The 13494-nt window shown below is 67.9% G+C and carries 15 protein-coding genes; 9 read left to right on the forward strand and 6 right to left on the reverse strand.

The window, feature by feature from the left end; translation table 11 throughout:
• On the reverse strand, positions 1-328 hold a 328-nt coding region (locus AAG801_RS15115; protein ID WP_341889105.1), incomplete at its 3' end, for a LysR family transcriptional regulator.
• A 107-nt stretch (positions 329-435) separates the two neighbouring features.
• On the opposite strand from AAG801_RS15115, the gene AAG801_RS15120 reads away from it, so the two are divergent.
• From AAG801_RS15120 to metC, 4 genes are all read left to right on the forward strand, one after another.
• Positions 436-1026: a cysteine dioxygenase family protein gene (locus tag AAG801_RS15120; RefSeq protein ID WP_341889106.1), complete on the forward strand. Its 591-nt coding sequence runs from the start codon at positions 436-438 to the stop codon at positions 1024-1026.
• 96 nt (positions 1027-1122) lie between these two features.
• On the forward strand, positions 1123-2706 hold the full coding sequence (locus tag AAG801_RS15125; RefSeq protein ID WP_341889107.1) for a rhodanese-like domain-containing protein: 1584 nt from the start codon (positions 1123-1125) through the stop codon (positions 2704-2706).
• 58 nt (positions 2707-2764) lie between these two features.
• Entirely contained in the window at positions 2765-3775 is a 1011-nt protein-coding gene (locus tag AAG801_RS15130; protein WP_341889108.1) for a tripartite tricarboxylate transporter substrate binding protein, read from the forward strand.
• 43 nt (positions 3776-3818) lie between these two features.
• The gene (metC, locus tag AAG801_RS15135) at positions 3819-5027 is read left to right on the forward strand and encodes a cystathionine beta-lyase (protein ID WP_341889109.1); all 1209 of its coding nucleotides are present in this window, start codon (positions 3819-3821) and stop codon (positions 5025-5027) included.
• 19 nt (positions 5028-5046) lie between these two features.
• Here the strand turns inward: metC and AAG801_RS15140 are convergent, their stop codons facing one another.
• The 3 genes from AAG801_RS15140 to AAG801_RS15150 all read right to left on the reverse strand — a co-directional run bounded on the left by AAG801_RS15140 (position 5047) and on the right by AAG801_RS15150 (position 7250).
• The gene (locus AAG801_RS15140) at positions 5047-5514 is read right to left on the reverse strand and encodes a hypothetical protein (protein ID WP_341889110.1); all 468 of its coding nucleotides are present in this window, start codon (positions 5512-5514) and stop codon (positions 5047-5049) included.
• A gap of 149 nt (positions 5515-5663) precedes the next feature.
• Entirely contained in the window at positions 5664-6083 is a 420-nt protein-coding gene (locus tag AAG801_RS15145; protein ID WP_101489269.1) for a sel1 repeat family protein, read from the reverse strand.
• 114 nt (positions 6084-6197) lie between these two features.
• Positions 6198-7250 (reverse strand): YeiH family protein, encoded by a 1053-nt coding sequence (locus AAG801_RS15150; protein WP_341889111.1) that lies wholly within the window; start codon positions 7248-7250, stop codon positions 6198-6200.
• 70 nt (positions 7251-7320) lie between these two features.
• Between AAG801_RS15150 and AAG801_RS15155 the strand changes: the two genes are divergently transcribed.
• Positions 7321-8214 (forward strand): LysR substrate-binding domain-containing protein, encoded by an 894-nt coding sequence (locus tag AAG801_RS15155; RefSeq protein WP_341889112.1) that lies wholly within the window; start codon positions 7321-7323, stop codon positions 8212-8214.
• A 52-nt stretch (positions 8215-8266) separates the two neighbouring features.
• Here AAG801_RS15155 and AAG801_RS15160 read toward each other — a convergent pair whose 3' ends face one another.
• Both AAG801_RS15160 and AAG801_RS15165 read right to left on the reverse strand, forming a co-directional pair.
• On the reverse strand, positions 8267-8473 hold the full coding sequence (locus AAG801_RS15160) for a YbdD/YjiX family protein (RefSeq protein ID WP_099791847.1): 207 nt from the start codon (positions 8471-8473) through the stop codon (positions 8267-8269).
• 5 nt (positions 8474-8478) lie between these two features.
• Positions 8479-10551 carry a carbon starvation CstA family protein gene (locus AAG801_RS15165; RefSeq protein WP_341889113.1) on the reverse strand — a complete coding sequence of 691 codons (2073 nt, stop codon included), beginning with the start codon at positions 10549-10551 and terminating at the stop codon, positions 8479-8481.
• Positions 10552-10771: 220 nt separating this feature from the next.
• On the opposite strand from AAG801_RS15165, the gene AAG801_RS15170 reads away from it, so the two are divergent.
• The 4 genes from AAG801_RS15170 to AAG801_RS15185 are packed head-to-tail and all read left to right on the forward strand — an operon-like array spanning position 10772 to position 13474.
• Positions 10772-11176: a type IV pilin protein gene (locus AAG801_RS15170; protein ID WP_341889114.1), complete on the forward strand. Its 405-nt coding sequence runs from the start codon at positions 10772-10774 to the stop codon at positions 11174-11176.
• On the forward strand, positions 11173-11730 hold the full coding sequence (locus tag AAG801_RS15175; protein WP_341889115.1) for a prepilin-type N-terminal cleavage/methylation domain-containing protein: 558 nt from the start codon (positions 11173-11175) through the stop codon (positions 11728-11730). The genes AAG801_RS15170 and AAG801_RS15175 overlap by 4 nt, the downstream gene beginning before the upstream one ends.
• Positions 11727-12860: a PilW family protein gene (locus AAG801_RS15180; RefSeq protein WP_341889116.1), complete on the forward strand. Its 1134-nt coding sequence runs from the start codon at positions 11727-11729 to the stop codon at positions 12858-12860. Before AAG801_RS15175 ends, AAG801_RS15180 begins: the two co-directional genes overlap by 4 nt.
• Entirely contained in the window at positions 12857-13474 is a 618-nt protein-coding gene (locus tag AAG801_RS15185) for a PilX N-terminal domain-containing pilus assembly protein (RefSeq protein ID WP_341889117.1), read from the forward strand. The genes AAG801_RS15180 and AAG801_RS15185 overlap by 4 nt, the downstream gene beginning before the upstream one ends.
• Positions 13475-13494 lie beyond the last annotated feature (20 nt).

Below are 13494 nucleotides of genomic sequence, written 5' to 3' on the forward strand. Positions count from 1 at the left end.
GCAGCGGCAGCATGGTCTCGGCCACGTCGTGCGGCGCGCCGATGCGCAGGTTGCCTTCGAGCGGGCCCTGCCGCAGGCTGCGCAGCGCCTCGTCGTTCAACGCCAGCATGTGGTGCGCATAGGTGAGCAGGCGTTCGCCCTGCTCGGTCAGCCGCTTCTGGCGGCCCTGCTTGGCAAAGAGGGGCTGGCCGATCTGCTCTTCGAGCCGTTGCATCTGCTGCGTGATCGCCGACTGCGTGCGGTCCAGGTGAACGGCTGCGGCGGCAAAGCTGTGGTGGCTGACGACGGCCGCAAACGAGCGCAGCAGTTCAAGATCGAGCGTGGGCATTCATTAATTTTATTGATGTGTTTCTTGCGCTGCTTGGATTGTTGCGTCACCCGCCCGTCACTACAGTGAGTGCATACGAAACAGGCAACCCCACTGGAGAACACTGCATGAGCACCCCATCCGAGCAACGCCGCCAGGCCGTCGAGGCTTCCATCGCCGACATGAAGAAAACCATCGGTGACGCTGAAGCCACCCGCGAAAAGCTCGCGGCCGTGCTGGGTTCGCTGGAACGGCTGGCCGCGCACACCGCGTACTGGGGCGCCGCCGACTTTCCGCCGCCCGAGGCCGGCGAGCACCAGGCCCGCTACCTGATCGCCGAAGACCCGGACCAGAGCTATGCGCTCTACCTGAACGTGATGCGACCGGGCAAGAAGATCGTGCCGCACAACCACACGACCTGGGCCTGCATCGCGGCCGTCGAAGGCACCGAGCACAACCGGGTGTACGAGCGCACCGACGACGGCTCGGTGCCGGGCGTGGGCAAGCTCGCCGAAACGGCGCTGGTCGTCGTGGCGCCGGGCAAAGGCATCGCGCTGATGCCTGAAGACATCCACTCGGTCGAGATCCAGGGCGAGCAGGTCATTCGCCACCTGCACATGTACGGCCGCGCGCTCGAAACGCTGAACCAGCGCACCGCCTACGACCTGGCCACCGGCACGTACCAGACCATGGGCATCGGCGTGCAGACGCGCCGGTAGACCGCTCCTTTCATTGTTCTTTTCTTCATGCGGGTCGCACGCTGCGCGGCCTCGCAGGACCTCGTTCGTCCAACGACCTGCTCTCGACTTGCCTCCATGACCTCCTTCATCGACCCGAAAACCCTCAAGACCTGGCTGCACGACGGCGGCGAGATCGCGCTCCTCGACGTGCGCGAGCACGGCCAGTACGGTGAGGCGCATCTGTTCTACGGCATCCCCCTGCCCTTCAGCCGGCTCGAGATCGATGCACCACGCCTCATGCCGCGCCGCAGCGTGCGGGTGGTGGCGTACGACGATGGCGAATCCGATGTGGCCGAGCGGTCCGCCGCACAGCTCGCCGCGCTGGGCTACACCAACGTGCACGTGCTGCAGGGCGGCACGCGGGCCTGGAAGGCCGCAGGCCACATGCTCTTCGCGGGCGTCAACCTGCCCTCGAAGACCTTCGGCGAACTGGCCGAAGAGACGTATCACACGCCTCGCGTCAGCGCCGACCAGTTGGCCGAGATGCTGGCGCGGCAGGACAAGGTCGTGGTGCTCGACGGTCGCCCCGTCAGCGAGTTCCACAAGATGAACATTCCGGGCGCCACCTGCTGCCCCAACGGTGAGCTGGCCTACCGCGTGCGGCAACTGGTGCCCGACACCACCACGCCCATCGTCATCAACTGCGCGGGCCGCACGCGCAGCATCATCGGCGCGCAGACGCTCATCAACCTGGGCCTGCCCAACCCCGTCTATGCGCTGGAGAACGGCACGCAGGGCTGGTATCTGAACGACCACAAGCTCGAACACGGCGGCACGCAACGCTATGCGGACGACAGCGGCAACACCGACCTGCGGCCCGCCGCCAAGGCGCTGGCCGAGCGCTTCGACGTGCCCACGGTCACGGCGCAGACCGTGCAGCAATGGGCCGCCGATGCGGGCCGCAGCCTGTTCCTGTGCGACGTGCGCACGCCCGAAGAATTTGCGGCCGGCAGCCTGCCCGCCGCCCAGCACACGCCGGGCGGACAACTCATGCAGGCCGGCGACCAGTACTTCGCGGTGCGCGGCGCGCGGCTCGTGCTGTTCGACAACGACGGCGTGCGTGCCCCCACCATCGCGAGCTGGCTGCGGCAGATGGGGCATGACGCGAGCGTGCTCCAAGGCGGGCTCGCGAGCGGTTTGTCTCTGTTGCCCGCTGGCCTGCCCACCGCACCGGCATTGCAGACCATCGATGCGCACACGCTGTCCGCGCGGCTGGCACAAGGCGAAGTCGCGTTGATCGACTTGCGCGGCAGCATGCAGTTTCGGGCCGGCCACATTCCGCAGGCCTGCTGGTCGATTCGCCCGCGCCTCGCCGGCGACGTCAAAGATGAAACCCGACAGCTCGTGCTGGTCGCCGACGACGCCGCGCTCGCGGCCTGGACTGCGGCTTCCGAACTCGCGAACCACCACGGCCCTGCACCGCTTCTGCTCGAAGGCGGCATGGCCGCCTGGCGCGCCGCCGGCCTGCCGACCACGGCTACGCCCGAGCTGCCCGTCGACGCGGCCTGCATCGACTACTTGTTCTTCGTGCATGACCGGCACGACGGCAACAAGGAAGCCGCGCGTCGCTACCTCGCCTGGGAAACGGGCCTGGTCGCGCAGCTCGATGCGCAGGAGCGGGCCGCCTTCCGGCTGCCGCCCATTGCATCGCACGCCTGACCCCAGCCCCGATCTCTTTCCGTTCGTCGTTGTCCGTTCCTAATTCAGGAGTCCTGTCATGTCGTCTGCCTTCCGCGCCCCGCACCTTGCTCGCCTTGCCGTTGCCGCCACCTGGCTAGCGGCGCTGACCTTGCAGCCCGCCTCGGCCGACCCGCTGCCCGCGCGCAACGGCTTCCCGTCGCAAACGGTGAAGTTCATCTCGCCCTTTCCGCCGGGCGGCGGCAATGACGCGACGGCGCGCCTGGTCACCACGCGGCTGCCGGAAATCATGGGCCAGGCCGCGGTGGTCGACAACCGCGGCGGCGCGGGCGGCAACATCGGCGCCAAGGCCGTGGCCGATGCCAGGCCCGACGGCTACACCGTGCTCACCTCGCAGGTGTCGATCATGGCGGTGAACCCCACGCTCTATGCCTCGGCCGGCTTCGACCCGATCAAGAACTTCATTCCGATCACGCAGATCAACGCCGCGCCGCTCGCACTGGTGGTCGACGCCAACTCGGCGCTCAAGAGCTTTGCCGACCTCGCCACGAAGGCCAAGGCCACGCCGGGCAAGGTGACCTACGCCACACCGGGCAACGGCACGCTCTCGCACCTTGTCGGCGTCGTGCTCGCGAAAGACAACGGCATCGACATGACGCATGTGCCGTACAAGGGCGCCGGCCCCGCGCTGACCGATCTGCTCGGCGGACAGGTCGATGTGCTCGTGACCTCGACCGCCTCGGTCGCGGGCCTGGTGCAGAACGGCAAGCTGCGCGTGCTGGCCGTGACCAGCCCGCGCCGCATCGGCGTGTTCGCAAAGGCACCGACGCTCGAGGAACTGGGCTACGCCGGCGCACGTTTTGAAGACTGGTACGGCTTCTTCGCACCCGCCGGCACACCGCCCGAACGCGTGGCGTACCTGAACGAAGCCATCGTGCGCACCTTGCGCCTGCCCGAAGTGACCAAACTCGTGAACGACGGCGGCAGCGAAGTGGTGGCCAACTCGTCGGAAGCCTTTGGCGCGCAACTGCGCCAGGACATTGACCGCTGGTCGCGAATCGTCAAACTGTCGGGCGCCAAGGCAGATTGATGCACCGCCCCACCACGGCCCGGCCTCCCGCTCGATGAACACCATGTCCGACACGCACGACAAAGACGCTTCCGGCCTCAGCCTCGACACCCGGCTCACGCGCACCGGCAAGGCGCCCTCTCATGCCGGCGGCGTGCCCGTCAACACGCCGCTGGTGCGCGCCAGCACCGTGCTGTTCGACAGCGTCGGCGCCATGCGCGACGCGCGCGCCCGCCGCGACGACGAGCGCATCTTCAGCTACGGCGCGCGCGGCACACCCACCACCTTCGCGCTCGAAGACGCGGTGAGCGAGTTGGAAGGCGCGTACCGCACGCGACTCTTTCCAACAGGCCTCGCCGCCATCGGCATGGTGCTGCTGTCGTACCTGAAGCCCGGCGACCATGTGCTCATGTCCGACAGCGTGTACGAGCCGACACGCAACCTCGTGCATTCGTTTCTCGAACCGTACGGCATCCGCAGCACCTTCTTCGCAGCGGACGGCAGCGGCATCGAAGACCTGTTCGAGCCCGCCACCAAGCTGGTGTACGCCGAATGCCCCGGTTCGCTCGTCTACGAGATGTGCGACCTGCCCAAGCTGGCCGCGCTGGCACACGCGCGCGGCGCGCTGCTTGCGGCCGACAACACCTGGGGATCGGGCGTGCAGTACCGCCCCCTCGCACTGGGCGCCGACATCTCCACGATGGCAGCCACCAAGTACCTCTCAGGCCATTCGGACGTGATGATGGGCACCGTCGCGACCACGCGCGAAGCCTGGCAGCCGCTGAACGAACGCTGCGACGCCTTCGGCATGACCGTGAGCCCCGACGACGCCTGGCTGGTACTGCGCGGCATGCGCACGCTGTCTGCGCGGCTGCAGATGCACGAACGCCATGCGTTGGCAGTGGCGCACTGGCTCGAATCGCGACCCGAGGTGGCCACGGTGTTCTGCCCCGCGCTGCCGCAGCATCCGGGCCACGACATCTGGCAGCGCGACTGCCGTGGCACCAACGGACTGCTGTCGATCGAGCTGGAACCCGGCATCGAGAACGCGGCGGTCGAGCGCTTCGTCGATGCGCTCACCCTGTTCGGTCGCGGCTCGTCTTGGGGCGGCTATGAAAGCTTGGTCGCCTGGACCAACATGCGCGCGGCGCGCAGCGTGACGGACTGGAGCGAGCGCGGTGAGGTGGTGCGGCTGCACATCGGGCTGGAGGCACCTGCGGACCTCGTGGCCGACCTGGAGCGCGGATTCATGGCGATGAACCTCGCCCCCTGAAAGAGAGAGCGAGCGGCCGCTACTTTCTTCTTTTCAGGCGGTAGGTGCCGTTGAACGGATACGGGGACGCGCTGCTTTGCCCCACCGCCTGCACGTTGACCGTCAGCGTGTTGCCCGAGAAAACGAGTTCACCCGTGATGCGCGGCCTGCGGTCCTTCTCGTGTTGTTCCCGCAATCCGAGATCGACAGGCGATGTGGGAGGCGGCTTTTTCTCGGCCGCCTTGTCGAATTCGCTCACCTCGTACACCGAGGCTTCGGATGCGTCGATGCGCCCCTCGATCGATGGCACCTGGATGCGGGATTCGAGTTCGTAGCTTCGGTTGAAGATCAGCGACACAGGGTCATGCACCATCAAGCCCCGGGTGGCGTAGAGCGTGACCTCGTACCCGTCGGATGCTCGGGTGACGGTTGCGTCGGGCTTGTTTCCTGTGTCCGCGCACCCGGCGAGCGCGAACGCGAGCAGGAGCCAAGACACTGTGGTGCGCATGAGTCGGCCTTGTTTCTTCAGTGGCCACCCTTGCGGATTTCATGGACAGCGTCGTTCTTGAGTCGGTCCGCGGGAGAAGGAGTGGGCATACAGGGGCGCGCTCGTGGGAGTCGCCGAGTATGTACGCACGGCGCCCACCGCGCCCACCCTCAACTGCAAGCGATCTTTCCGGACGGCGCGCTGCGCAACCTGTTGAGAAACGCCAACTGCACCCTGGCCGTTTCGCTCCCCTTCTCGGCGGCGCGCAGCATCCATGTGCGCGCTTCGCAGCGGTCGGCCTTCACGGCCGAGCCGTACAGCGTCGGCCCCGTCAGCAGCACCATGCCCAGCATCTCTTGCGCTTCAGGGTGGCCTTCGGTGGCGGCCTGGCGCAGTTGCACGAGCATCGTGCGATAGTCGCGTCCGGCCTGCGCTTCGAGGGCGAGTTGATAGCGCTGCTCGGTCTGCAGGTCGGTGTTCACATCGAAAGGCTTCGCCGCGGCGATGGCGGCGACGAGGCACAGCGCGCCTGACAGGCAGATGCGCCAGCGCAGCGACCAGCTGGTGATCTGGTTGAGTTCGGATGACATCGGTTGTTCTCCACGAGTTGCGTGGCACCGATGGTCCCGCGAAGGCGCGCGCAGGAGAAACTGGAATTCACGCAGGACGCCTCAGGCACGGCCTGAGCCTCTTGCGAAGGCAGCTCAGAACATCGCCAACACGGCCGCATTCACCGCATAGCCGCCGACCGTCAGGAACACGAACAGCAGCGCCCCGAGCTTGAGCGGCTGCGCGCCCGCCTTGCGCAGGCTGGCAGCGCTGGTGCGCAGGCCCATCGCGGCCATGGCGGTAGCGAGCAGCAGCGTGTCGAGCTGCACCAGCGCGGCGACGAGTGCGCGCGGCAGCACGTCGAGCGAATGCACGGCGCTCACGGCGATGAACAGCACCGCGAACCAGGGCACGCGCACCTGGCGCCAGCAGGCGCGCAGGCTCGCTGTGCCCGGCGTCGACGCCGCCACGCGGAACGACAGGCCCATGAGGAACGGCGCCAGCATCATCACGCGCAGCATCTTCTCGACCACAGCCGCGTTCGCCGCGCCCGGGCTCACTGCCTCGCCGACCGCGACCACCTGCGCCACCTCGTGGATGGTGGAGCCAGCGAAGAGACCGAAGGCATGTTCCGTGAGGCCGAGGTACGGATAGATCAACGGGTACAGCACCATCGACAGCGTGCCGAACACGACGACCGTGGCGACGGCGATCGACACCTTGTGCTCTTCGCCGCGCACCACGGGCTGCGTCGCCATCACGGCGGCGGCGCCGCAGATGGCGCTGCCCGCGCCGATCAGCGCGGCCGTCTCGCGGTCGAGCCCCAGCCAGCGCGTGCCGATGCGCACGGCGAGGCCGAAGGTCAGCGCCACCATCGCCATCGCGATCAGCACGCCGGGCCAGCCGACGGCGCCAATGTCGCTCAGCGAGATGCGAAAACCGTAGAGCACGATGCCCGCGCGCAGCAGCACGCTGCGCGCAAAGTCCACGCCCGCGCCGGCGCGGTCCGACACGGCGGGGAACACCGTGTTGCCCGCCACCATGCCCAGTGCGATGGCCAAGGTCAGCGCGCTCAGGCCCAGGTGCACCATCGGCGGCCATTCAGCCAGCAGCGCGGCAGCGGCCGCAAGCACTGCAGAGAACAGCACGCCGGGGCCGCAGCGGCGAACGAAGGAGAAACCGGGCAAGGAGGCGGCAAGGGACGACATGGGCCCAAGCTTAGGAATCGACACACCATGAGTCAAAGACATAAACTTCACCGATGCATGAAGTTAAGTTATGACCCTCAACCTGCACCTGGTGCGCCTGTTCGTCGCCGTGGCCGAGGCGGGCAGCTTCTCGCGCGCGGCCGAGGGCCTGTGGATCAGCCAGCCGGCGGTGTCCAAGGGCATCCGCGAGCTGGAGCACCAGCTCGACCTGACGCTCATCGAGCGTGGTGCGGGCAAGGGCTTTCGGCTCACCGAGGCCGGCGCGTCGCTGCTCACGCATGCACGCGGCATCTTCGCGATGGAGCGCGCGGCGCTCGACGACGTGCGGGCGCGCGTCGGCGTGCAGCGCGGCAGCCTCACGCTGGGCGCCAGCACCACGGTGGCGAGCTACTGGCTGCCGCCGCAGATCGCGGCCTTTTGCGCCGCTTTTCCGGCGGTGGTGCCGCGCGTCACGGTCGGCAACACGCAGTGGGTGTGCGAGCAGCTGCTCGAATGCCGCATCGACCTCGCACTGGTCGAAGGCCGTGTGGACGCAGACAGCGAAGCTCGCATCGACGTGCGCGAATGGACCACCGACCCGCTTGCCATCGTGGCGCCGCCCGACGCCGCGCTGCCCCGGCGCGGCGTGACGGCCGCGCTGCTGGGCCGGCAGAACTGGATCCTGCGCGAGTCCGGCTCGGGCACGCGCCAGGCCACCGAGGCACTGTGCGCGGCGCACGGCATCGACGCGCCGCCGTGGATGGAAATGGCGAGCAACGAAGCCATTGCGCGCACCGTGGCCAGCGGCGTCGGCATCTCGATGCTGCCGCGCGTGGTGGTGGCCGACATGCTCGCGCTGGGCACGCTGCGCGAGCTGAAGCTGCCGGGCGTGGTGCTGTCGCGACCGCTGTACCGGCTGAGCCTGAAGAACCGGCCGCTCTCGCCGGCGGCGCTGCGGATGGCGCAGATCCTCGACGGCTCGTGAAATAAAAAAGGGCGCATCGCATGCGCCCTTTGTCGTTGTCAGCCGCCGCTTGCTAGCAGCAGCGCCCCTTGCCCCCGCCGTAGCGCGCCTCGAGCCTTTCGCGGAAGAACTCCTCGTAGCTCATCGGCGCCCGGTCGGGGTGGGTGGCCGCCATGTGCGTCAGGTAGACGTCGTAGTCGGGCAGCCCGACCATGAGCCGCAGCGACTGCTTGATCGAGCGGGCGATGTAGCGCCCGGCTTCTGGCATGGCGAGGCCCATGGCGTTCAGTGGGCGGCGGACGAGGCCGCGCCCATCGACTCGAACGGCGTCTCTTGCGTGGTCGGCCGGTTGGCCGCGCGGGCCGCGAGGCAGGCCTTGATGCTGTAGACCAGCACGCTCAGCACCACGAAGATGAAGAGCGCGCACAGCGCGGCGTCGAGCCGGTCGTTGAAGACGATGCGCGACATGGCTTCGGGCGTCTTGGCCGGAGCAATCAGCACGCCGTTGGCCAGGCCGTCGGCGTACTTGGCGGCGTGCGACAGGAAGCCGATCTTCGGATCGTTCGAGAAGATCTTCTGCCAGCCCGCCGTCAGCGTGCAGGCCAGCAGCCACACGGCCGGCGCCGCCGCTACCCAGGCATAGCGCTCGCGCTTCATGCGGAACAGCACGACCACGCCCAGCATCAGCGCCACCGCGGCCAGCATCTGGTTGGAGATGCCGAACAGCGGCCACAGCGTGTTGATGCCGCCCAGCGGATCGACCACGCCCTGGTACAGGAAGTAGCCCCAGGCCGACACGCACAGCGCAGTGGCGATCAGGTTGGCCGGCAGCGAGTCGGTGCGCTTGAGCGCAGGCACGAAGCTGCCCAGCAGGTCCTGCAGCATGAAGCGGCCGGCGCGCGTGCCGGCGTCCACCGCGGTAAGGATGAACAGCGCCTCGAACAGGATCGCGAAGTGGTACCAGAAGGCCATCATGGCTTGCCCGCCGATCACCTGGTGAAGGATGTGGGCCATGCCCACGGCCAGCGTCGGTGCGCCGCCGGTGCGCCCGAGGATGGTGGTCTCGCCCACGTCCTTGGCCGTCTGCAGCAGCATCTCGGGCGTGACCACGAAGCCCCAGCCCGAAATGGTGGCGGCGGCCTGTTGCACCGTGGTGCCGACGAGCGCGCCCGGGCTGTTCATCGCGAAGTAGATGCCCGGCTCGATGCACGAGGCCGCCACCAGCGCCATCACGGCGACGAACGACTCGGCCAGCATGCCGCCGTAGCCGATGAAGCGCGCGTGGCGCTCGTTGTCGAGCATCTTGGGCGTGGTGCCCGAAGAGATCAGCGCGTGGAAGCCCGAGACGGCGCCGCAGGCAATGGTGATGAACAGGAACGGGAACATGCTGCCCGACCACACCGGGCCGTTGCCCTGCGCAAACTGCGTGAGGGCGGGCATCTGCAGCGTGGGCATCACGACCACGATGCCGATGGCCAGCGCGATGATCGTGCCGATCTTCAGGAAGGTCGACAGGTAGTCGCGCGGCGCCAGCAGCAGCCACACCGGCAGGCTGGCGGCCACGAAGCCGTAGCCCACGAGCATCCAGGTGAGCGCCTTGCCGTCGAAGGTGAAGGCGGGGCCCCACACCGGATGCTGGCTGACCCACTGGCCGCCGAAGATGGCCGCCATCAGCAGCACGAAGCCGATCACCGACACCTCGCCGATGCGGCCCGGGCGGATGTAGCGCAGGTACACGCCCATGAACAGCGCCACCGGGATCGTCGCGGCCACCGTGAAGCTGCCCCACGGCGATTCGGCCAGCGCCTTCACCACGATGAGGGCCAGCACCGCCAGGATGATGATCATGATCATGAAGGTGCCGAACAGCGCGATCATGCCGGGCACCACGCCCATCTCCTGCTTGACCAGGTCGCCCAGCGAGCGGCCGTCGCGGCGCGTCGAGATGAACAGGATGATGAAGTCCTGCACCGCCCCCGCGAACACCACGCCCGCCAGCACCCAAAGCAAGCCGGGCAGGTAGCCCATCTGCGCCGCGAGCACCGGGCCCACCAGCGGACCGGCGCCCGCAATGGCGGCGAAGTGATGGCCGAACAGCACGTTCTTGTCGGTCGGCACGTAGTCCAGGCCGTCGTTGTGGCGGTGCGCGGGTGTCTTGCGGTTGGCGTCGAGCCCCAACACCTTGTCGGCGATGAACAGGCTGTAGTAGCGGTAGGCGATCAGGTAGGTGCAGAGCGCGGCGGTCACGACCCAGAGGGCGTTGATGCTTTCCCCCCGGCTCAGGGCGACGGTGCCCAGCGCAAAAGCGCCGAGCACGGCCACGGCCAGCCACACCAGATGGCGGCGAATGTTAGGCATGCGGATGTCTCCTCGATATGAACCGGGCGAGTGTTCCCCGCCCGCCGCGGCGCCGCATCCGTCGAACTGCGTGGACCGGGCGGGTGGAATTGCCTAATGGATAACCCCTAACCACCTTCTGACAGGCAGTCATTGGCAGTACTGCGGAGCGGTTGTGTTTACGTTAAATGTGATAAATTCACATTCACTAACAATGTGAAACAACTCTGACGAGTCCACGATGACCCAGCATTCGCAGGCGCGCACAAGCGGCGGCTTCACATTGATCGAGGTCATGATCACGGTGGCCATCGTGGCCATCCTGGCGTCGATCGCCCTGCCCAGTTACCGGCAGTACATCGTCCGCTCCAAGCGCTCGGCGGCCCAGGCGCAGATGATGGACATCGCCAACCGGCAGCAGCAGTTCCTCATTGCCAACCGCAAATACGCCGACACGACGGCGCTGACCGGCAGCGGCTACAGCCTGCCCGCCGAGGTCAGCAGCAACTACAGCTACACCGTCACGATCCCGGACGACGGCCCGCCCGCCTTCACGCTCACCTTCACGCCCATCGGCAGCCAGACGGGCGACGTCGAACTCGGACTCACCAGCGAAGGCGTGAAGACGCCGGCCAACAAATGGTGAGCCCCGCCCTCCGGCGCCAGCGCGGCGCCACGCTGATCGAAGTGCTGGTCACCCTGCTCGTCCTGGCCTTCGGCCTGTTCGGCCTCGTGGGGCTGCAGGCCCGGCTGCAGGCTTCCGAGATGGAGTCGTACCAGCGCTCGCAGGCGCTGATGCTGCTCAACGACATGGCCAGCCGCATCGCCATCAACCGCCGCATGGCGGCCAGCTACGCCACCAGCGCGCCGCTGGGTGGGACCGATGCCTGCCCCACCGGCACCGGCACGCGCCAGCAGATCGACGCCAGGGAATGGTGCAACGCGCTGCAGGGCGCCGCCGAGTTCTCGGGCAACGACAAGCTGGGCACCGTGATCGGCGGGCGCGGCTGCGTGGCAGACATGGGCAACAACGAGTACCTCGTTACCGTCGCCTGGCAGGGCCTCGGGCCGATCTCGGCGCCGCCGGCCGGCGTGCCCTGCGGCAAGGACGCCTACGACGGCGGCACCGGTTCGAAGTGCATCAACGACCTGTGCCGCCGCACCGTGACCACGCTCGTGCGCATCGGATCGCTCTCATGAACCCGCGCCCCACCGCTGCGCGCCGTGCCCAACGCGGGCTGACGCTCATCGAGCTGATGGTGGCCATCACCATCATGCTCATCGTGATGGCCGCGCTGCTCACGCTGTTCCTCAACGTGAGCGGCTCCCAGCGCGAGATGGAGCGCGTCAACCGCCAGATCGAAACGGGGCGCCTCAGCATCTTCGTGCTCGAGAACGAGATCTCCCACGCGGGCTTCTGGGAAAACTACATGCCCGAGTTCGACGACCTCACCGTCAACGTCGCGCCCACGCACGTGCCCACGGGTGCCGTGCCCGACCCGTGCCTGGCCTACTCGGCCGCGAACTGGACCGAGGACTACAAGCGCCAGCTGCTCGACCTGCCCGTGCAGGTCTACAACAGCGTGCCCGTCACCTGCACCGACCTTTTGCCGCGCCACAAGACCGGCACCGACATCGTCGTCGTGCGCCACGCCGAAACCTGCCTGCCGGGCACCACCAACTGTGAAGCCGACGTGGCCGGCGCGATGTACTTCCAGTCGTCGCTGTGCGGCACGCAAAAGCCCTCGTCGTTCGACCTCTCGACCGGCGCCTTCGACCAGATGTTCCTCAAGGACTGCACCACCCCTTCGCCCAAGCGCAAGCTGGTGACCGACATCTATTACGTGCGCGACTACGCCGAGGCCGTGAGCGACGGCATTCCCACGCTGGCCCGCTCGCGCTTCGATCTGGTGGACGGCACGCTCGCACAGCAACCGCCCACGCCGCTGATCGAAGGCGTCGAGGGCTTTCGCGTCGAGCTCGGCCTGGACACGCTGAGCAAGACCGGCGCCGCCGTCAACTACGTCCAGGCCATCGCCTGGGCCGACGCCGCCGACAAATCCACGCCCGCCAACCGCGGCGACGGCAGCCCCGACGGCGCCTTCGTGCACTGCAGCGCAACCTGCACCGCCGACCAGCTGGTCAACGTGGTGGCCGTGAAGCTGCACGTGCTCGCGCGCGCCGCCGCCATCTCGCCGGGCCACACCGACACGCGCAGGTACCAGATGGGCGCTGTAGCGCTCGGGCCATTCAACGACCACTACAAGCGGCACGCGTTCGCGACCACCGTGCGCCTGACCAACGTCACCGGCCGGAGAGAAACGCCATGAAGCCACGCGTGCACTCTGGCCGCACAACCGCCGCCCAGCGCGGCGCCGCGCTGATCATCGGGATGATCATGCTGCTGCTGATCACGCTCGTGGTCACCGCCGGCTTCAACCTCAGCAGCGCCAACCTCAAGGCCGTGGGCAACCTGCAGACCCGCAACGAAGCCGTGGCCGCCGCCAACCGCGCGATCGAGGAAGTCGCCGCCAGCCTGCTGGTGCCCGGCAGCGACGGCACGCCGTCGCTCGCCGCGCCGCAGGGCACCGTGAGCATGGTCGACATCAACAACGACGGCGTGGACGATTACAAGGTCGACATCGCCCCGCCCGTGTGCGTGCGCGCCACCAAAGCAGTCGACAGCGGCGGCGGCGGCAGCACGGGCCCGGGCGGCATCACGGGCGGCGCATCCAGCAGCGGCTCGGGGCTCGCGGCCCTGCCCGACCAGTACAACGCCGTGTGGGACATCAGCACTACCGTGACCGACGCCAGGTCCGACTCCACCGGCACCTCGACCTCCGTGCGCCAGGGCGTGCGGGCGCTGCTCAACAAGGCGCAGTTCGATGCGCTGTGCGCGCCGCCGCCGGTCGCGCCAGCCGAACCCGCGCCGGCCTCCTCTTGAACCACGACGATGAACGGGTC

The sequence above is a fragment of the Variovorax sp. YR752 genome, from assembly GCF_943372545.1.